Below are 18,371 nucleotides of genomic sequence, written 5' to 3' on the forward strand. Positions count from 1 at the left end.
CTGTATACGGGCCGATCCAGGTCCGTGTACAGTCTGTTTTTCTATGCGTCCATATAAAATCAACGGTCCGCTCTCTCCACCTGCGACTCGCGCCGGTTAGAGGCATGGTAGCTCCGAAGAAGCTCCAGCAAGGAAGCGGGCCCAGCCGAGGCATAAAAGTTAGCCTGTTCATCCGGGGCGAGAATCACGCCCAGCTGATGATGCTCACCTGCAAAACGCGCCCGCTGCGCAAACTTCAGCTCACCATCCAGATTCAGTACCTCAAGCTTGCAAAATGCGGAGTTTTGAACAAGCGCCTCGTACAGATCCTCTTTTGTCCTTACACGCATCCCGTTTACCTTATGCAAAATCTCGCCCGGAACGAGCCCCATCGCCGAAGCAGGCGTGCCGGGCACGATGCCGAGTATCCGCAAGCCGCGCGAATCATTGACATACAACGGGGAGCGGGCAGCTTCCCTGATACGGCTTCGCCAAATAATCGCCTCGTGCAGAAGCAGCGATGCCAATGCCGCAAGCGGCAGCAGCATGGGCTGCCACCAAGCCAAAATAGCCGCGCCCGCTAAGCATATGCTGTACAGCAGCAGCCCTTTGGCCGCATGCTTTGCTTTTTCGCCGGGCAATAACGATCTTGTCATTTCCGTAAAACCGATGATCATGGGCAAAGCTACGAAAGACCATCCCTGCGACCAATCTGCCCCAAATAGCGGCGTCCATGGCAGTGCCGTTGTAGAAGCTTCGATCCCATTTGCAGGAACTAACATGAGAAGCGGGACTGGCCAAAAGCCCTGCAGCATATAACCGCCAACCAGCTTGCCTCGTTTTCCTTCAAGAAATAACGGCGTTGCCAGCCGGTCGCCCTGCATCCGAACAAGCACGGCTTCCGCCAAATGAAGCAGCGCTACCAAAACAAGCAGCCCTGCCGCATCAATGCTTGCAAGCGACGAAGCCATGGATCCGAGCCAATCTGTCCTCTCGTCCAGCGACGTCCAGCCCGCCAGCCACTGAAGAAGGGTAATGATTCCCGCGCTGTACGCAAAACACAAATATCGAATCCGTATGATCATGAGGACGGCCGCTACCGCCCACAGCCAAAGCACCGCTGTTCCGGTTAATGTGACGCCAACGAACGCTCCTGCCACGGAAACGGCTAAGCCAATCAACAAACCCGCCAACATGGCTTTCAATACCAAACCGGGCCAATTATGCAGCTTAACCGCAAACAATTGCCGTTCCATCCGTATTTGCCTCGAATATTGTAAAACGATAAATAACACCGCAATATAATAAAATGGCTGTGCAACTAATTGGACAGCCGCTTTGCCGAGCATTTCCAGTAACTCGATCGCCGTTTCCAAAGCTAACACTCCTTCGCTCGTTCCACATTACCTTTTTAGGCATAAAAAAATAAAAGGCCGACTCCGTTAAACAGAGTCAACCTCTTATACATTCGACAAAGCTTTATTATTTCCTGCCTACAGCTTTAATTGCTTCATGCAGCTGCGTGTCATTCTTCTCATCCTGAATCCATTTCACAACGGCTTTCTCAAGAGCCTCTCCGGTTTGCTTATCGACTTGTCCCGTAGCCGACAAGCTGTGCTCCGATTGGAATTTCTTAACGGCTGCTGCCGTTTCCGCTCCGAAATAACCGTCATCCCGCTTCGGATCGTAACCAAGCCCGCGCAGCATGATTTGTACGCTTCGCACCTGCTCGCCCAGTGTATCCTGCTTCAGCGTCTCGGCAAGCGCAAGTCTGGCTACCGTATATAACCCTGGCGGCTGAACGGCAATATCAGGCTTAATTCCATTCTCATGGATCCAATTGCCTTTTGGCGTTAACCATTTAGCGATGGTCATCTTCAATAGGCTTCCGTCTCCAAGCGCTTTATTATAGCTCACCTGTACGGTACCCTTGCCGAATGAAGTCTCGCCGACCAGCTTCGCTCCGGCGCCTTCCTGCAAAGCGCCCGCTAAAATCTCCGATGCGCTTGCGCTGCCATTGTTCATAAGTACCGCAATCGGATACGTTTTGCTTTGTCCCTCAGACAGCGTCTTCTCCCGATTGCCTTCCCGGTCCTCCACCTGCACAACCGTCGCGCCCTTGGGCAAAAAGGTTTGTGCGATCTCGACGACAACCGGCAGCACGCCGCCCGGATTGTTTCGCACATCCAATACGAGGCCCTTCATTCCTTGCTCCTCCAGCTTAGCTAGCTCCTGCTTGAATCGCTCAGCCGTATGCAAAGAAAACTGCCTAATTTCAATGATGCCTGTCCCGTCGGGACGCAGACTGCCGTACACGGTTTCCACATCGATATCATCGCGGATGAGTACGAGCTGTATCGGCTCCGAGAAGCCTGCCCGCTGCACCTGGATTTTTGCTTTCGTCCCTTTTGGACCACGGATTTTGGCTACGGCATCCTGTAGGTTCAAGCCGTCAAGCTTGTCGCCGTTCACCGACAATAGCACGTCCTTTGCCAATAAACCGGAACGTTCCGCCGGCGAGCCCTTGATTGGGGACACGACAACGATGCGTCCGTTTTCAAGTGTTACCTCAGCCCCGATACCCGTGAATGAGCCCTCAATCGATTCCGAAAAATGCTGCGCGACGTCTTTCTCCATATAGACGGAGTAAGGATCATCCAGCGAAGACATCATTCCGCTCACGGCACCGTCAAGCAGCTCATGGCGATCGACCTTTTGATAATATTTTGTTTCGATTAATTCTAATACCGCGTTAAGCTTTGTCAGCTCTTCTTCTTTCAGCCTGAAACGCTCGCCCTCTTCGGCTGCCGCTGCCGAGAGTGCAGGCGCCGAGTGATTATCGGGCTTAATCATTTGATCCGCTATCGTCAGCGTAACGAGTACGGACGCTATCATCGTTAGCATAACGAACGCGAATACAGTGCGTCCTTTGAAATGCACCTGTCTACACCACCTTCTCATCTTCCACGGTCTTAGATTTAAGACCACCCTAGTATATGACAACCCGCTTACAATTATTTGTCTCAACCGGTAAAGATGATCATTTCGTGATTATGCGATCTTAGATTTCAAACAAGGCAGCCACATGGGCTGCCTCTGGATTTAGGTTATGAATAATTGCTTATTTTAAATAGCTGCTTGGATTAACCGGCGTTTGGTTTTTGCGCACTTCAAAATGCAAATGCGGTCCAGTCGAGTTGCCCGTACTGCCAACTTCGGCAATTTTTTGGCCTTTTTTGACCTTCTCGCCCTTCTCGACTTTAATGCCGCCATTGCGGATATGTCCGTAAAGCGTCCAGATGCCGTTACCATGGTCGATAATGACGCAATTTCCATAGCTGCTCCATGTTTGCGCGACTAGCACGACGCCATCCTCCGCCGCAAAAATATCAGTACCCTGCGGAGCGGCAAAATCCATCCCCGTATGCGTATGCCTTTTGCCGGTAATCGGATGAACCCTCGTGCCAAAGTTCGAGCTGATCCGATAATTATCCTTAATCGGCATGCCAAGCTTGCCGCCGGAATAAGGATTTGAAATTCTATTTTTCTCGGCGTTCAGCTTAGATACTTTCGCAGCGAGCTCCATGAGCAGAGCTTCCTGCTCCTCGCTTATTCCTTCAAGCTCTTCCAAGGTGCTGTCGATCTGCTGCAGCTCTCTATTAAGCTGTTTGATATTGCTGTTGTAGTTTGCGATCATGATTTCTTTTTCTTGTTCCTTTTTTACCAAATGCGCTTCATACAGCTCCAGCTTCGCGTAGATCGCCTTTACTTCGGCAAACTGCTTCTCAACCTCGACCTTCTTAAGGGCGACGAGCTCCTTTTCCGCTCTTTGCTCGGCTAGGATGTCGCGGTCCTGCGACAAGATGGATTGAAGCGCATCAAAGCGATCGACAAAATCAGTAAAGCTTGTCGCGCTTAACAGCACGTCCATATAAGAAACGAATCCGTTCGTATACATAAGGCGCATACGTGACTGCAAAAGCTCGTCGCGCGTCTTAACGCGTTCTTCGGCCTGCTCGAGCTCAAGCCCGGTTTGCAGCAGTTCCTCTTCCTTTGCGTCGCTTTGCGCTTGCGTTTTTGTTTTGTTGATGACGACATTGTCGATTTCTGCCATCAGGTTAGCAATGGATGCTTCCGCCTCCGTTTTCTTGCCTTCAATATCGACCTTCTCGTTCTTTGCCGATGCTGCCTGCTGATGCACGCTGGCTGCTTCCCGCTCCGCTTTGGCGGCCCGCTGCTCCGCTGCCCGCATCTCCGCTTTCGCGGCTGCAATTTGTTTCTTAATATCGCTAAGAGAAGCTGCCTCTCCTCCAGTTGGCTGTAATACAAATACCGTAAGCATCATCATTGCGACAAATAATAGCCATTTCCTCTTCTTCACGTACGTATCCACCTACACTTTCAAATACTTTCGTATCGAAATCGTACTTCCCCAAACACCGATAATGGTACCAAGACCGATAAGCAGCACGGCAGTCATCATGCCGGACTCCTCTAAAGTAACCAGCTTAATCATCATGAGCGACAGTTCCATTTGCGTAATCTTTACCAGTTGCGAATACCCGATCAAAACGGCTATCGTAGTAATAACTGAACTAATGATTCCGATTAAGGCGCCTTCAATGAAAAACGGCCAGCGAATAAATGAATTCGTAGCTCCGACCAGCTTCATGATGCCGATTTCCCGTCTCCTGGCGATAATGGTCATTTTAATTGTGTTTGAGATCAGGAACATGGCCGTTACCGATAAACCGACGACAACGACGATACCTACGTAACGTACGGCGTTTGTAATTTTGAACAATGTCTCAACGGTGCCCTGCCCATATTTGACTTTGGCAATCGGCACAAGTTCATCTGCTTTATTGATTGCATCGATCTGCTTCGCTGCAGCCTCGATCGATTGCGGATCATAAACCTCTACCGTGAACGAATCCGGCAGCGGATTTTTTTCTTTTTCGTAACCATCCAATAAATCTTTGTTATCTTCACCCAGATTTTTACGCAGCAGCTCCAGTCCCTCTGCTTTGGACACAAACGTTACTTTTTTCACTTCAGTAAGATTGCCGATTTTGTTCTGAAGCTCCGTAATCTTCGCTTTATCGACGTTTAATTGAAGGAACACCCGAATTTGCACTTGGCTTTCGATCTGCGCAGCCATATGATTCACGTTCAAAGCCATTAACAAAAAGATGCCGAGAATGAACAGCGATATAAAAATAGAGCTCATCGAAGCGAAAGACATCCATCCGTTTCGAATGATGTTTTTGGCGCCTTCCCGCAGGTGCCGGGTTACGGTTCTAAACTTCATAGCCGTACTCCCCTCTTGCCTCGTCACGCACGATATTGCCGTTCTCGATTGCAATGACGCGTTTGCGCATGGAGTTAACGATATCCCGGTTATGAGTAGCCATTACGATTGTCGCGCCGCGGAAATTAATTTCTTCGAGCAGGTTCATGATGCCGAGCGACGTCTCTGGATCCAAGTTTCCCGTAGGCTCGTCCGCCACAATAACCGAAGGATTATTTACGATCGCCCTCGCAATGGATACCCTCTGCTGCTCACCGCCTGATAACTGCGCGGGCAGACTGGCATGTTTATGCTTAAGACCGACGAGTTCGAGCACCTCCATCGTCCTTCTCTTGATCACACGGGTCGGCGCTTCTATAACTTCCATCGCGAAAGCGACGTTTTCAAACACCGTTAATTTGGGTAATAGTCTAAAGTCCTGAAAAATTACGCCTATATTTCGTCTAACAAACGGAATTTTACGCGGCTTCAGCTTGCCGATATTGAATCCGTTAACTGAAATCTGGCCTTTTGTCGGTACTTCCTCGCGATAAATCAACTTCATAAATGTCGATTTACCTGCGCCTGACGGTCCTACTAAATATACAAACTCATTGCGATCTATACGAACAGAGACGCCTCTTAAAGCATGCGTTCCGTCGGTGTACGTTTTCCATATGTCTTGCATCTCAATCACATCATCACATCCTGTTTATAGTCAGTAATACTATTTCGACAGTTTGTGCTGAATTCCTTCATAAGAAGCTGACTTTCCTCATTTTTCACAAATCTCATCTAAAAATCATTTGTCGAATCGGGCACTGACTGCGCTATAGACAAAATTACAAGGCATGCTGCATATACATGTAAGACTGCCTTGTTTTAAACGCGCAGAAAGGAGCGATTCGTATCGTCAAACGTATACACATTGGCATTATCGTCATTGCCTCCCTGCTGCTTCTTGCAGCTGTCGGCTGGGGCTTTGTCTGGAATTACGCGCTTCAAAAAACCGTTCCTGAGCAGGTGGATGCAGGCGGCATACAAATCGGCGGTCTGCCTGTACAGGAAGCCTTGAATCTGCTAGATCAATACGAGAAATCATTGCTTCAGCGCACGATAACGATTCATGCTTCGGCTGCGGCGAACGACAGCAAGCAATGGACCGTATCCGAGCTCGGTTATACGGCGAGATTCGATGAAGCACGCGAAGCCTTAACAAAGCTTGGCGAGGGAGATATATGGGAGCGTGCTGTCTACCGGTATCAATTCCGGAAATCGTATGCGTTTTTGCAGAGCTGGAAGCCTGAGGCCTTTGATGCCGCTGTGCGCAAGCAGTGGAGCTGGATTGAAAAGAACGAGACCAAAAACGCAACACGTACCATTACGGACGACGATAAGGTGATCTACGAGCCTCATGTCGATGCTTACCGTCTGGATACGGGAGAGCTCACTGATCAGGTCGATAAATGGGTTGTTCTTGAGAAGGAGCAAATCGGTGCTCCGGTAGAGAAAGCTTTTAAGGCTTCGCTCCCCATTACCGCCATTCATCCCGAGCTCACGCTTGAGAAGTTAAAGGAGGAAGGAATCGAGCGCAAAATTATTGAGTTTTCCACCGCTTTCAAGACGAGCGCGGAAGGACGCGCCTATAATGTTACCGTCACGGCGGAGGCGCTAAACGATTGGGAACTCGCTCCCAATGAAATATTCGACTACAACAAGCTGATCGAAAAGGCCGAGGAGCTTTACGACTACCGCGAAGCCCCGGTTATTTTGAACGGGAAACTCGTACCGGGCATTGGGGGCGGGATATGCCAGGTATCGAGCACCCTTTATAACGCGGCGCTGCGAGCCGGCTTAGAGATCGTGGAACGCCGCAACCACTCCCTGCCTGTAGCCTACTTACCTATCGGGCAAGATGCTACTTACGCGGGAGGAGCGATTAATTTCCGTTTCAAAAATACGACAGGTAAACATCTCATCATCCGCACCGTCGTGGAGAACCGTACGCTTACCGTCAAGCTGTTCGGTACGATGGACGCAGATGAACGGTACGATATTGAGTCCGTTACGCTCAAGACGCTTGATCCCTCCGTTCGGGAGAGAAGCAATCCTAACTTATCCCCAGGCCAAAAGGTTACCGTCGAATCAGGCAAGCAAGGCTTTGTTGTCGAAACTTACCGTACGCATTTGCTTGACGGAAAAGTCGTCTCGAGAGACCGCGTCTCCCGCGATACTTACAAGGCGCAGCCTACCGTTATCGAGGTAGGTCCGCATAAAGGCGCGAGCGGTCCGTCGGCAACGCCGACTCCTGCGCCAGAAACAACGGAGCCGTTGCTGGAGGATGGCATTTAATAAATAAGAGCTTTATTAAGAGCAAAAAAAAAGCAGTTCAGCCATCAGCCTGCGAAGGCTGTTGACTGAACTGCTTTTCTATTGGCAACGCCAGTAAAGGCGAATTTACTTATCTGCTGCGTTCTAAATACTCGGTAACCCATGCCGCCGTTTGCTCCAATGCAAGCTCCGCGCGTCCAATTGCATCCTGAACCTGCGTTTTTGCCGTACCGCCGTAAACGTTACGCGCATTCACGACCTGCTCCGGTTGAAGCACCGCATAGATACGATCGTCGAACAGCGAAGAGAACTGCTTGAATTCCTCCAGCGTAAGATCCAGCAAGTATTTGTTTTGCTCGATGCAATACAATACCGTTTTGCCGATCACCTCATGCGCTTGGCGGAAAGGCAAGCCTTTGCCAACGAGAAAGTCGGCAATATCCGTTGCGTTCGAGAAATCCTGATTGACCGCTTGACGCATGCGTTCCTTGTTCACTTTCATCGTCGCGATCATCGGAGCGAACAACTGAAGCGCGCCTTGCAGCGTCTTCACGGTGTCGAACATGCCTTCTTTGTCTTCCTGCATATCCTTGTTATAGGCAAGCGGCAGCGATTTGAGCACCGTCAGCAAGCCGACAAGATCCCCGTATACGCGTCCGGTTTTGCCGCGAACAAGCTCGGGAACGTCCGGATTTTTCTTTTGCGGCATAATGCTGCTTCCCGTACAGAAAGCATCATCCAGCTCAACAAAATGAAACTCCGTGCTTGACCAAAGAATGAGTTCCTCGCTTAAACGCGATAGATGCATCATGATGATTGAGGCGTCAGCTAGGAACTCAACAATAAAGTCACGGTCGCTGACCGCATCCAGGCTGTTCTCATACACACGGTCGAATTTCAGCTGGCTGGCTACGAAATGGCGATCGATCGGGAACGTTGTCCCCGCAAGCGCACCCGCTCCAAGCGGAAGCACGTTGATGCGTTTGTAGCTGTCCTGCAGACGTTCAATATCACGTCCGAACATCGATACATATGCCATCAAATGATGAGCGAATAGAATCGGCTGCGCGCGCTGCAAATGCGTATAGCCCGGCACAATCGTGTCAATATTCGCTTTCGCTTGCCCAATAAGCGCAGACTGGAGCTTGTAGAGCATATCAACAAACTCCACTACGCGCTTGCGAAGCCACAAATGCATATCCGTCGCTACTTGGTCATTCCGGCTGCGTCCCGTGTGTAGCTTGCCGCCTACGGAGCCTACATCATCAATCAGCGTCTTCTCGATATTCATGTGAATATCCTCGTCGCCGATGGAGAATTCAATATCGTCGCGTTTAATGCGTTGCAGGACGCGGTGCAATCCGTCCTTGATCTTCTCTACGTCATCGGCTGGAAGAATTCCCTGTTTGCCCAGCATCGTTACATGCGCCAGGCTGCCTTGAATATCTTCTTCGGCCAGCTCCTTGTCAAACATAATCGAAGCTGTGTATTCCTCTACCAATTGGTCCGTTTTTTTCGTAAAACGGCCACCCCATAATTTACTCACTGGTTCGTTACACTCCCTTGTAAACCTTATTTATTGCTGACAGCAGAGGATACCTTCAGACGCAAAGCGTTCAGACGGATGAAGCCTGTCGCATCGCCTTGATCGTACGCTTTGGACGGATCTGCTTCCATCGTTGCAATGTCAGGATTGTACAAGCTAACCGGGCTTTGCACGCCTGCTCCGATAACGTTTCCTTTGTAAAGCTTCAAGCGAACGACGCCGCTCACGTTCTTTTGCGATTCCGATACCAATGCTTGCAGAGCAAGACGTTCCGGCGCGAACCAGAAGCCGTTATAAACAAGCTGGCTGTATTTTGCAATCAAGGAGTCGCGAAGATGCATAACCTCGCGGTCCATGGTCAAGGATTCCATTTTGCGGTGAGCGGTGAACAGGATCGTTCCGCCAGGTGTTTCATATACGCCGCGGCTCTTCATGCCAACGAAACGGTTTTCTACCATGTCAACACGTCCAATGCCGTGCTTGCCGCCAAGCTCGTTGAGCATATCCATCACCTCAAGCGGGCTGAGCTCCTTGCCGTTAATTGCCGTACAATTGCCTTCCGCAAAAGTAAGCTCGACATATTCGGCTTTATCCGGCGCGTTCTCTGGAGATACGCTCAACACATACATGCTCTCGTTCTCTTCGGAGCTTGGATCAAACCAAGGATCTTCGAGCATGCCGCTCTCAAAGCTGATATGCAGCAGGTTGCGGTCGGTCGAATACGGCTTCGCAGCGGATGCGGTAACCGGAATGTTGTGTTTTTCCGCGTAAGCGATCATTTCGGCACGGCCCGGGAATTCCTCGCGGAATGCTTCAAGTCTCCAAGGAGCAATAACGCCGATCTCCGGAGCAAGCGCGGCAGCAGTCAGCTCGAAACGAACTTGGTCGTTGCCTTTGCCTGTTGCGCCATGCGCGATATAAGCCGCGCCTTCCGCGCGTGCGATATCAACCATACGCTTTGCGATAAGCGGGCGGGCAATCGAGGTGCCGAGCAGGTATTGGCCTTCATACAGCGTTCCTGCTTGGAACATCGGATAGATAAAGTCCTTTGCGAACTCATCGCGAAGATCGTCAATGTACACTTTGGAAGCGCCGGTAGCGAGTGCTTTCGCTTCCAAGCCGTCAAGCTCGTCCTTTTGGCCGATATCAGCCGTGAATGCGATAATTTCCGCGTCATATGTTTCTTTCAACCATTTGAGGATAACCGATGTATCCAGGCCGCCTGAATAGGCGAGCACGATTTTTTCTTTTGCCATAGTAGTATTTTACTTCCCTTCGAATGAATTCATATCGTTAAGCGGTTATGCTAGGACATAATTGCAGCCATGATCGCTTTTTGCGCATGGAGACGGTTTTCCGCCTGGTCAAAAATAATGGAGCTGTCGCCGTCGATTACGCCTTCGCTCACTTCTTCGCCGCGGTGAGCCGGCAAGCAGTGCATAAAGAGGTAATCCTTTTTCGCGTATTTCGTTAACGCCTCGTTCACCTGATAAGCGGCAAAAGCAACCTCGCGTTCCTTCTGCTCCGCTTCCTGTCCCATACTCGCCCACACGTCAGTGTATACGATATCCGCATCGGCAATCGCTTCCTTCGGATCGCGGCAAATATGAATTTTCGAGCCCGTCTCAGCGGCATGATCCTTCGTTTGCTGAATGATATCCGAATCCGGCTCATAGCCTTCCGGCGTCGCAACCGACATATGAAGACCAAGCTTTGCAGCACCCATGAGCAGGGAATGCGTCATGTTGTTGCCATCGCCGATGTATGCGATTTTCAAGCCTTCCAGACGGCCCTTTTGCTCAAGAATGGTTTGGTAGTCCGCAAGCGCTTGGCAAGGATGCGAGAGATCCGTCAATCCGTTAATAACCGGAATTGTCGCCCCGCGGGCAAGCTCAACGACTTTACGGTGCGCGAATGTACGAATCATAATGCCGTCGAGGTATCGGGACAGCGTCTGAGCTGTATCCCAGATCGTCTCGCCGCGGCCGATTTGCAGGTCATTTCCGCTAAGAAATAGACCTTGTCCGCCAAGCTGGTACATGCCCACTTCAAAAGAAACACGCGTACGCGTCGACGATTTCTCAAAAATCATCCCGAGCGTTTTTCCTTTGAGCACATGATGGGTTTCGCCTGCTTTTTGTTTTTGCTTCAGGTCAATGGCGAGGTCGATCAAGTAACGGATTTCCTCCGGCTTGAAATCAACCAGCATTAGAAAGTCGCGCCCCTTCAAGCTTTGCGCCAATTCCTCGTTTACAGTTCCTTGCATGGTGTAGCCCTCCTTCAGGTTCAAACAATCTGTATGCTCATCTTATTAAACGACGGGCCGCTTCTCTTCCAACAGTTCTGCCAAAAGTGAAACTGCCGTATCGATTTCTTCATCCGTAACTAACAAATTAGGCAGCAGGCGAATGACATTCGGTCCTGCCGAAATGACGATCAGTCCGCGCTCCTGCGCTTGGTTCAAAATTTCGGCAATCGGCTCCGCGCATTCGATCCCTACGAGCAGGCCAAGGCCGCGCACCTCTTTCACAAAAGCATTGCCTGCCAGCTTCTCGCGAAGCTGCGAAATCAAGTAGCTCCCCTTTTGCGCAGCACGCTCAGAGAGACCTTCTCCCACAATCGTCTCCAGCGTCGCCTTCACAACGGCTGTCGCGATTGGAGTTCCTCCGAACGTCGATCCATGGCTGCCTGCGGTAAAGCCTTCTCGAAGCTTCTCCTTCGCTGCCATAGCACCGACCGGGAAGCCGCTTCCGAGACCTTTGGCCATGGTGAAAATGTCAGGCTCAATGCCGTAATGCTCATATGCAAACAGCTTGCCTGTGCGTCCCATGCCGGTTTGGATCTCATCCGCGATAAGCAGAATGCCATGCTTCTCGCACAAAGCGACAAGCCCCTTCAGGTATTCGGGATCGACGGGATTAATACCGCCTTCCGCTTGAACCATCTCCAGCATAATCGCTGCGGTCTGATCAGAGATCGCCGCTTCCAGCGCAGCTAGGTCATTCAAAGGGATGGTCTTAAAGCCTTCAGGGAGCGGCGCAAAGCCTTCCTTTACCTTGGCTTGGCCCGTTGCCGTCAGCGTCGCAAGCGTCCGGCCATGAAAGGATTGCTCGAAGGTAATGATTTCAAAACGGCCGTTATTCAGCACCTTCTGATTATAACGACGTGCCAGCTTTATTGCCGCTTCGTTCGCTTCGGCGCCCGAATTGCAGAAAAAAACGGCATCCGCGCAGCTGTTATCGGTAATAAGCTTGCCTGCATCCGCTTGGTTCGGAATATGAAACAAATTAGATACATGCCACAGCTCATCCAGCTGCTTGATTAAAGCCGCTTTGATTTGTTTAGGAGCATGCCCGAGATTCGTAACGGCAATACCGCTCATGAAATCTAAGTATTTATTTCCTTTGTCATCCCACAGCCAGCTTCCTTCGCCCTTCACCAGCGCGATTGGATACCTTGCATAGGTAGGAAATAAAGATTGGTCAACAGCAGCCGCTGTATTTGTCTCACTCATCGACCCTACACCCGCCCTTCGTTCGTCTGAACAATCCGAGTACCGACGCCGCCCTCGCGGACTGCCCTTGTCAATACTCCCGGCTCTTCGCCGCTTACAATGACAACCTCGCGCACGCGCCCTTGAATGCACTGTATCGCAGCGCGCACTTTCGGAATCATGCCGCCGTAAATTTCACCGCTCGCGATCATCTCTTCGATTTCGGCCACGGAAACGACAGGAAGCACCCGTTTCTCTCCATCGACCGTTCTCAAAATACCCGGAACATCCGTCACGACAATCATGCGCTCTACGCCAAGATGGGATGCGACAGCGCCTGCCGCCGTATCCGCATTGATATTGTAGCGCTGGCCTTGATCGTCAATCCCGATTGGGGCAATGACCGGAATATAACCCATTCCCATGACGCCCTCTATAATCGCCGCGTTCACGTCTGTGACATCACCAACGAAACCGATCTCTGCCGCATTCGAAACCGGCCGGGCTTGTATGAGCATGCCGTCAACGCCGGATAAACCAAGCGCTTTCGCGCCATTGATTTGAATCTTACGTACGATTTCTTTGTTGATACGTCCCGCAAGCACCATCTCGACCACATCAAGAACGGCATCATTCGTAATACGCAAGCCATTCACGAATCCGGTCTCGATGCCCAGCTTGCCGAGCGTCTCCGATATAGCAGGTCCGCCGCCATGCACGATAACCGGAAGGATGCCCGCAAGCTGCAGTTCGCGCAGCTCATCAAAAAAGCTGTTCGGAAGCGCCGCAAGCGTGCTGCCTCCGCATTTCATCACAAATCGTTGCTCCGTCACTGAATCATACCCTCCAAGCGTCACTTTGCTTATGTGCGATATGCCGCATTAATGCGGACATAGTCATAGGTTAAATCGCAGCCCCATGCCGTTGCCTGCCCATCACCGTTATGTAGGTCAACACGAATGACGACCGTATCGCCTTTTAAATATTCCAAGGCAGCCTCTTCATCAAATCCAACGGGACGAGATTGCTCTAACGTTAAAATATCACCCAACCGGATATCTACCGTCTCCGGATTAACCGGCTGGCCTGCCCGGCCTACCGCCGCAATAATACGGCCCCAGTTCGCGTCCGCTCCGAATACGGCAGACTTCACGAGCGACGATCCGATAACCGTCTTCGCAATCGCTTGCGCGGAATCATCGCTGACCGCTCCGTTTACCTGTACCTCAACAAGCTTGGTTGCGCCTTCTCCGTCACGTGCGATCGCCTTCGCCAGCACCTCGCACACATGGCGGATCGCAGCCGCATAAGCTGCCCAGCCCTCATGCTCCGGCGTCAGCTCTTTATTGCCCGCAAGCCCGCTCGCCATAGCAACGAGCATATCGTTCGTGCTCGTATCGCCGTCAACCGTTATCATATTGAACGTCAAATCCGTTGATTGTCGAAGCAATTGCTGAAGCGCGTCGCTGCCGATAGCCGCATCCGTCGTTACAAAGCCAAGCATGGTCGCCATATTCGGATGAATCATGCCCGAGCCTTTGGCCGCACCTGCTACGTATACGCGTTTGCCGTCCAGCTCAAGCTCTACGCATACCATTTTTTGAACTAAATCCGTTGTCAGTATCGCTTGGCAAAAATCATCCGCGCCCGTGCGATCGCCGCCCAGCTTAGCCGGAAGACCGTCGATGCCGTTCCTTACTTTGTCCATCTTGAGCAGCTCGCCGATAACGCCCGTTGACGCAACCGCAACATGATCCGCCGACACCCCGATGGATTCCGCGAATCGGGACCTCATCTCGTAAGCGTCCGCTTCGCCTTGCTTGCCCGTGCAAGCATTGGCATTGCCGCTGTTTACAAGCACGGCGCGCAGCACGCCGCCTGAGGCGATACTCTCGCGCGTCACTTGAAGCGGAGCGGCTTGAAAAACATTCGTCGTATAAACGCCTGCTGCCGAGGCCGGAACCTCGCATACGATTGCACCAAGGTCATGGCGCGTCGTTTTCTTGAGACCGCAGTGCAGTCCGCCTGCCGTAAAGCCCTGAGGCGTTGTGATCGAGCCGTCCTCGACGACCGAGAACAAAGCTGTTGTATGATCCTGTCCCATCGTAAAATCGTTTCTCCTTCACCTGTATGAGTATGGATATAAGATCAAAAGATATATTTCGCTTTATGGATAAACAGGTACGAACTGCAAACCTAGCGTCTCGTCCCAGCCCATCATCAGATTCAAGTTTTGAATCGCTTGACCCGCAGCGCCTTTAACCAGGTTGTCGATAACCGAAACGATAGTTACGCGGCCCGTGCGCTCATCGACGGCAAAGCCGATGTCGCAATAGTTGGAGCCCCATACTTCTTTCGTGGAAGGCCACTGGCCTTCGGGACGGATACGAACAAACTTACGCCCTTCGTAATAGGAGCGGTACAGCTCAACAAAATCATTCGTGCTATGCTCGCCTTGAACCGCAGCATACATCGTGGACATAATGCCGCGCGTCATCGGCACGAGATGTGTCGTAAAAGTGGTCACGACGGGCTTATTCGCCGCATCGGACAGCACCATTTCAATTTCCGGAATATGTTGATGTTTATTTAGTTTATAAGCTCTTAAATTTTCGTTCAGCTCGGAGTAGTGAGTGCCCAGCGAAGCGCCGCGACCGGCACCGGAAACCCCGGATTTGGCATCAATAATTACGGTGGAAGGATCAATCCAGCCCGCTTTGACCGCGGGAATAAGTCCCAGCAGCGTAGCAGTCGGGTAGCAGCCCGGATTTGAGATAAAGGAAGCGTCCAACACCTGATCCCCGTATATTTCTGCCAGACCGAATACGGCCTGCTTCAAATATGCCTCATCCGCAGCAGGTTTTTTATACCACTGCTCGTATAGGCCGGGCGCTTTCAAACGGAAATCCCCGGACAAATCAATAATTTTCAAGCCCGCCTCGAGTAACGAAGGCACAAGCTTGGCAGCCACACCGGCAGGCGTAGCAAGAAACACGACATCCGCCTTCGCTTTAATCGCGGCAGGCTCAACATCATCGAGCAGTTCCTCGCGAATGCTCGTCAAATGCGGATAGCCTTCCGTAATCGGCGTCCCCGCGCTGGATGAAGAAATGACCGATGTCACCTCTGCAAGCGGATGGGACGCGAGCAATCGAATGAGCTCTACACCGCCGTAGCCGGTTGATCCGATAATTGCAATTTTCACCTTTGTGCTCATGTTCATCTCTCCCCGAAACAAAATGCTGCATACGTAAAATAATTGGTGCTGCAGCTGCATCTATCGCTCTTTCCGAAGGCGGAAAGGTTGTCTTCTTCCTCAACTTATAATTGTACAACATTCGGCAGTTGATGGAAATACGCACATTGCTTCGTATTATTATACATTCGAATTAATATTAATACAACGAACATTTGTTGACTATTTATGCGGTTTAAAAGGTTTACTCAGACGATAAAAAACAATATATAGAACACATGTTCTCATTCATCCTATCATATAGCCATCGAAAATGAAATAAAATGGCTGCCAGAAATATAGGCAAGGTCATTTATAATTCTCTTGTGCATTATTACCGCTCTGCGAGCCTGCCTATACCCCTCTTGGATCAGCTCTCCAGCTTAAATCCTTGCCCTAAAACCTCTGCCGTATTGCTAATAATCACAAACGCTCCCGGATCGATAGCGCGTACGAGCTGCTTCAGCTTCGGCACCTCATTTTGCCCCACGACAACCATCAATACCGTGCGTCCTGCTCCTGTATAACCCCCATGACCATCAAGACGCGTCAAGCCCCTGTCTAAATCATTCAAGATCGCTTCCGACACTTCCTCCGAGCGCTCGCTAATAATAAATGCGACTTTGGACAGCTGCAATCCGCTCTGTACAAAATCAATCGTCTTGCTTGTCACGAACAACCCGATCAAAGCGTAAAGCGCAACCTCAGGCGAAATGATAACGCCGGCTGCCAAGATCACGCATCCATCAAAGCAAACAATGGCCAGACTGAGCGGTAGCCCTGTATAGCGATGTAAAATTTGCGCCGCTAAGTCCAAACCTCCCGTAGACGCGCCCCCCCGAAAAACAAGCCCAAGGCCAAGACCGACCCCGATGCCTCCGTAAATCGCCGCAAGCAGGGGATTGTCGGTCGGGGATTGCAAGCCGTCCGTCAATAATACGAACAACGGCAGAATCACCGAACCCAGCGCCGTTTTCACTGCAAATCGTTTACCAAGCAGCCACAAGCCCGCGATGAACAGCGGGATATTGATTGCCCACTGTGTAAGCGCAGGCGTTACGCCCGCCATTCTCTGCACTAGAATAGATACCCCCGATACGCCCCCTGATGCTATCCCATTCGGCACCATGAACATATTGAAGCTGATCGCCACAATAACCGAGCCGGTCAGCAGCTGGACAATGCTCCACGCCGACTGGGCACGCGGACTTAAAGTGCGCCCTCCTTTTCTTCGTTTCACCGTGCTCTCACTCATGCCATTTATCTCCTCGCAAGCTGATTTTCGCAAAAAGAAGAGCTCCGCACGCATACCGTGCCGGAACTCTTCTCCAAAAGCCGATTATTTAATCATGTCGGATCTGATGACGCAAATACCCGTCAATAAACGCATCGATATCGCCATCCATAACTGCGCCTACATTTCCCGTCTCCACCGAAGTACGGTGATCCTTCACCATGCTGTACGGGTGGAATACATAAGAACGAATTTGGCTGCCCCATGCAATCTCGGACTGCTCGCCGCGAATTTCTGCGAGATGCTTGATTTGCTCTTCTATTTTCCGTTCATACAGCTTGGAACGAAGCATCTTCATCGCTCGCTCCCGGTTCTGAATTTGTGAACGTTCCTGTTGACAGGCTACCACAATCCCTGAAGGAATATGTGTGATCCGGATTGCTGATTCCGTCTTATTGACGTGCTGGCCGCCCGCACCGCTTGCACGGTACGTGTCCACCTTCAAGTCCTCCGTACGAATCTCAATTTCGATGCTGTCATCGATTTCGGGAACGACATCACAAGAAGCAAACGACGTATGACGACGGCCCGCGGAATCAAAGGGAGAAATACGGACAAGCCTGTGTACGCCCTTCTCGGCCTTCAGGTAACCGTAAGCGTTGTAGCCTTTGACCAAAATCGTGACGCTTTTGATACCCGCTTCATCGCCTGGCAGGTAATCAAGAAGCTCTACCTTGAAGCCGCTCTTCTCCGCCCAGCGCGTATACATCCTGTAAAGCATTAATCCCCAGTCCTGCGACTCCGTACCGCCTGCGCCAGGATGTAATTCAAGAATGGCATTGAGCTTATCGTACGGCTGGTTGAGCAGCAGCTGCAGCTCAAAATCGCTTATTTTGCGCATAAGCTTCTCTACGCCGCTCACAACATCTGCCGCAAGCGACTCGTCGCTCTCCTCATCAGCCAGCTCCAGCATCATCTGAAGGTCTTCCTGCTCGCTGTTCAGCCCATCGTAATGATCAACGACCGATTTCACCGCATTCATTTCGGAAATAACGCTTTGCGCTTTTTCATTATCATCCCAGAAATTCGGCATCGTCATTTTCTCTTCGAAGTTGGCAATGATCTCCTGCTTAAGATCTAAGTCAAAGAGACCCCCTAAGTTCTTGGAGACGCTTGGCCATTTCACGCAGGTCTTGTTTAACCGTTATGTCTATCATAGCTTCCGCTTCACCTCAAAATAATTGTTCGTTCTCTATTTTATGC

Annotated in this window: 16 protein-coding genes; 1 reads left to right on the plus strand and 15 read right to left on the minus strand. The window is 50.9% G+C overall.

The window, feature by feature from the left end:
- Positions 1 to 59: 59 nt before the first annotated feature.
- The 6 genes from ACN6MW_RS11505 to ACN6MW_RS11530 all read right to left on the minus strand — a co-directional run bounded on the left by ACN6MW_RS11505 (position 60) and on the right by ACN6MW_RS11530 (position 6,274).
- Entirely contained in the window at positions 60 to 1,355 is a 1,296-nt protein-coding gene (locus ACN6MW_RS11505; protein WP_419875536.1) for a serine protease, read from the minus strand.
- Between the two features lie 106 nt (positions 1,356 to 1,461).
- Positions 1,462 to 2,919, minus strand: a complete 1,458-nt coding sequence (locus ACN6MW_RS11510; protein WP_419875537.1) for a S41 family peptidase — start codon at positions 2,917 to 2,919, stop codon at positions 1,462 to 1,464.
- Positions 2,920 to 3,100: 181 nt separating this feature from the next.
- Positions 3,101 to 4,360, minus strand: a complete 1,260-nt coding sequence (locus ACN6MW_RS11515) for a murein hydrolase activator EnvC family protein (RefSeq protein ID WP_419875538.1) — start codon at positions 4,358 to 4,360, stop codon at positions 3,101 to 3,103.
- A gap of 12 nt (positions 4,361 to 4,372) precedes the next feature.
- Positions 4,373 to 5,290: a permease-like cell division protein FtsX gene (ftsX, locus tag ACN6MW_RS11520; protein WP_419875539.1), complete on the minus strand. Its 918-nt coding sequence runs from the start codon at positions 5,288 to 5,290 to the stop codon at positions 4,373 to 4,375.
- Entirely contained in the window at positions 5,280 to 5,966 is a 687-nt protein-coding gene (gene ftsE, locus ACN6MW_RS11525) for a cell division ATP-binding protein FtsE (RefSeq protein WP_419875540.1), read from the minus strand. The genes ftsX and ftsE overlap by 11 nt, the downstream gene beginning before the upstream one ends.
- A gap of 185 nt (positions 5,967 to 6,151) precedes the next feature.
- A complete protein-coding gene (locus tag ACN6MW_RS11530; RefSeq protein WP_419875541.1) occupies positions 6,152 to 6,274 on the minus strand; it encodes a hypothetical protein in 123 nt (40 codons plus the stop codon).
- Between the two features lie 18 nt (positions 6,275 to 6,292).
- On the opposite strand from ACN6MW_RS11530, the gene ACN6MW_RS11535 reads away from it, so the two are divergent.
- Positions 6,293 to 7,621, plus strand: a complete 1,329-nt coding sequence (locus ACN6MW_RS11535; protein ID WP_419875542.1) for a VanW family protein — start codon at positions 6,293 to 6,295, stop codon at positions 7,619 to 7,621.
- A 109-nt stretch (positions 7,622 to 7,730) separates the two neighbouring features.
- Here ACN6MW_RS11535 and argH read toward each other — a convergent pair whose 3' ends face one another.
- The 9 genes from argH to prfB all read right to left on the minus strand — a co-directional run bounded on the left by argH (position 7,731) and on the right by prfB (position 18,325).
- Entirely contained in the window at positions 7,731 to 9,146 is a 1,416-nt protein-coding gene (gene argH, locus ACN6MW_RS11540) for an argininosuccinate lyase (protein WP_364151619.1), read from the minus strand.
- A 26-nt stretch (positions 9,147 to 9,172) separates the two neighbouring features.
- Positions 9,173 to 10,402, minus strand: coding sequence for an argininosuccinate synthase (locus ACN6MW_RS11545; RefSeq protein WP_419875543.1), 1,230 nt, complete (start codon positions 10,400 to 10,402; stop codon positions 9,173 to 9,175).
- Positions 10,403 to 10,452: 50 nt separating this feature from the next.
- Positions 10,453 to 11,412 carry an ornithine carbamoyltransferase gene (argF, locus tag ACN6MW_RS11550; protein ID WP_419875544.1) on the minus strand — a complete coding sequence of 320 codons (960 nt, stop codon included), beginning with the start codon at positions 11,410 to 11,412 and terminating at the stop codon, positions 10,453 to 10,455.
- Positions 11,413 to 11,457: 45 nt separating this feature from the next.
- Positions 11,458 to 12,660, minus strand: a complete 1,203-nt coding sequence (locus ACN6MW_RS11555; protein ID WP_364151628.1) for an acetylornithine transaminase — start codon at positions 12,658 to 12,660, stop codon at positions 11,458 to 11,460.
- Between the two features lie 5 nt (positions 12,661 to 12,665).
- Positions 12,666 to 13,451: an acetylglutamate kinase gene (argB, locus tag ACN6MW_RS11560; RefSeq protein ID WP_419876329.1), complete on the minus strand. Its 786-nt coding sequence runs from the start codon at positions 13,449 to 13,451 to the stop codon at positions 12,666 to 12,668.
- Between the two features lie 50 nt (positions 13,452 to 13,501).
- Positions 13,502 to 14,743: a bifunctional ornithine acetyltransferase/N-acetylglutamate synthase gene (argJ, locus tag ACN6MW_RS11565; RefSeq protein WP_364151630.1), complete on the minus strand. Its 1,242-nt coding sequence runs from the start codon at positions 14,741 to 14,743 to the stop codon at positions 13,502 to 13,504.
- 63 nt (positions 14,744 to 14,806) lie between these two features.
- Complete coding sequence (gene argC / locus ACN6MW_RS11570) at positions 14,807 to 15,856, minus strand: N-acetyl-gamma-glutamyl-phosphate reductase (protein ID WP_364151633.1); 1,050 nt, start codon at positions 15,854 to 15,856, stop codon at positions 14,807 to 14,809.
- 388 nt (positions 15,857 to 16,244) lie between these two features.
- Positions 16,245 to 17,129, minus strand: a complete 885-nt coding sequence (locus ACN6MW_RS11575; protein WP_419875545.1) for a YitT family protein — start codon at positions 17,127 to 17,129, stop codon at positions 16,245 to 16,247.
- An 88-nt stretch (positions 17,130 to 17,217) separates the two neighbouring features.
- Positions 17,218 to 18,325, minus strand: a protein-coding gene (prfB, locus tag ACN6MW_RS11580) for a peptide chain release factor 2 (protein ID WP_419875546.1) whose coding sequence is annotated in 2 segments (ribosomal slippage) — positions 17,218 to 18,252 and positions 18,254 to 18,325 — 1,107 coding nt in all. Because the reading frame shifts where the segments join, the coding sequence is not laid out codon by codon here.
- Between the last annotated feature and the right edge of the window lie 46 nt (positions 18,326 to 18,371).

The organism is Pristimantibacillus sp. PTI5, assembly GCF_048572955.1.
Taxonomy (GTDB): domain Bacteria; phylum Bacillota; class Bacilli; order Paenibacillales; family Paenibacillaceae; genus Pristimantibacillus.

What these genes read in the sequence shown, in the direction of transcription:
- argF (WP_419875544.1), bottom strand. Translation starts at nt 11,412, where the DNA reads ATGCAAGGAACTGTAAACGAGGAATTGGCGCAAAGCTTGAAGGGGCGC.
- ACN6MW_RS11555 (WP_364151628.1), bottom strand. Translation starts at nt 12,660, where the DNA reads ATGAGTGAGACAAATACAGCGGCTGCTGTTGACCAATCTTTATTTCCT.
- ftsX (WP_419875539.1), bottom strand. Translation starts at nt 5,290, where the DNA reads ATGAAGTTTAGAACCGTAACCCGGCACCTGCGGGAAGGCGCCAAAAAC.
- ACN6MW_RS11545 (WP_419875543.1), bottom strand. Translation starts at nt 10,402, where the DNA reads ATGGCAAAAGAAAAAATCGTGCTCGCCTATTCAGGCGGCCTGGATACA.
- argJ (WP_364151630.1), bottom strand. Translation starts at nt 14,743, where the DNA reads ATGGGACAGGATCATACAACAGCTTTGTTCTCGGTCGTCGAGGACGGC.
- ACN6MW_RS11575 (WP_419875545.1), bottom strand. Translation starts at nt 17,129, where the DNA reads ATGAGTGAGAGCACGGTGAAACGAAGAAAAGGAGGGCGCACTTTAAGT.
- argC (WP_364151633.1), bottom strand. Translation starts at nt 15,856, where the DNA reads ATGAGCACAAAGGTGAAAATTGCAATTATCGGATCAACCGGCTACGGC.
- argB (WP_419876329.1), bottom strand. Translation starts at nt 13,451, where the DNA reads ATGAAATGCGGAGGCAGCACGCTTGCGGCGCTTCCGAACAGCTTTTTT.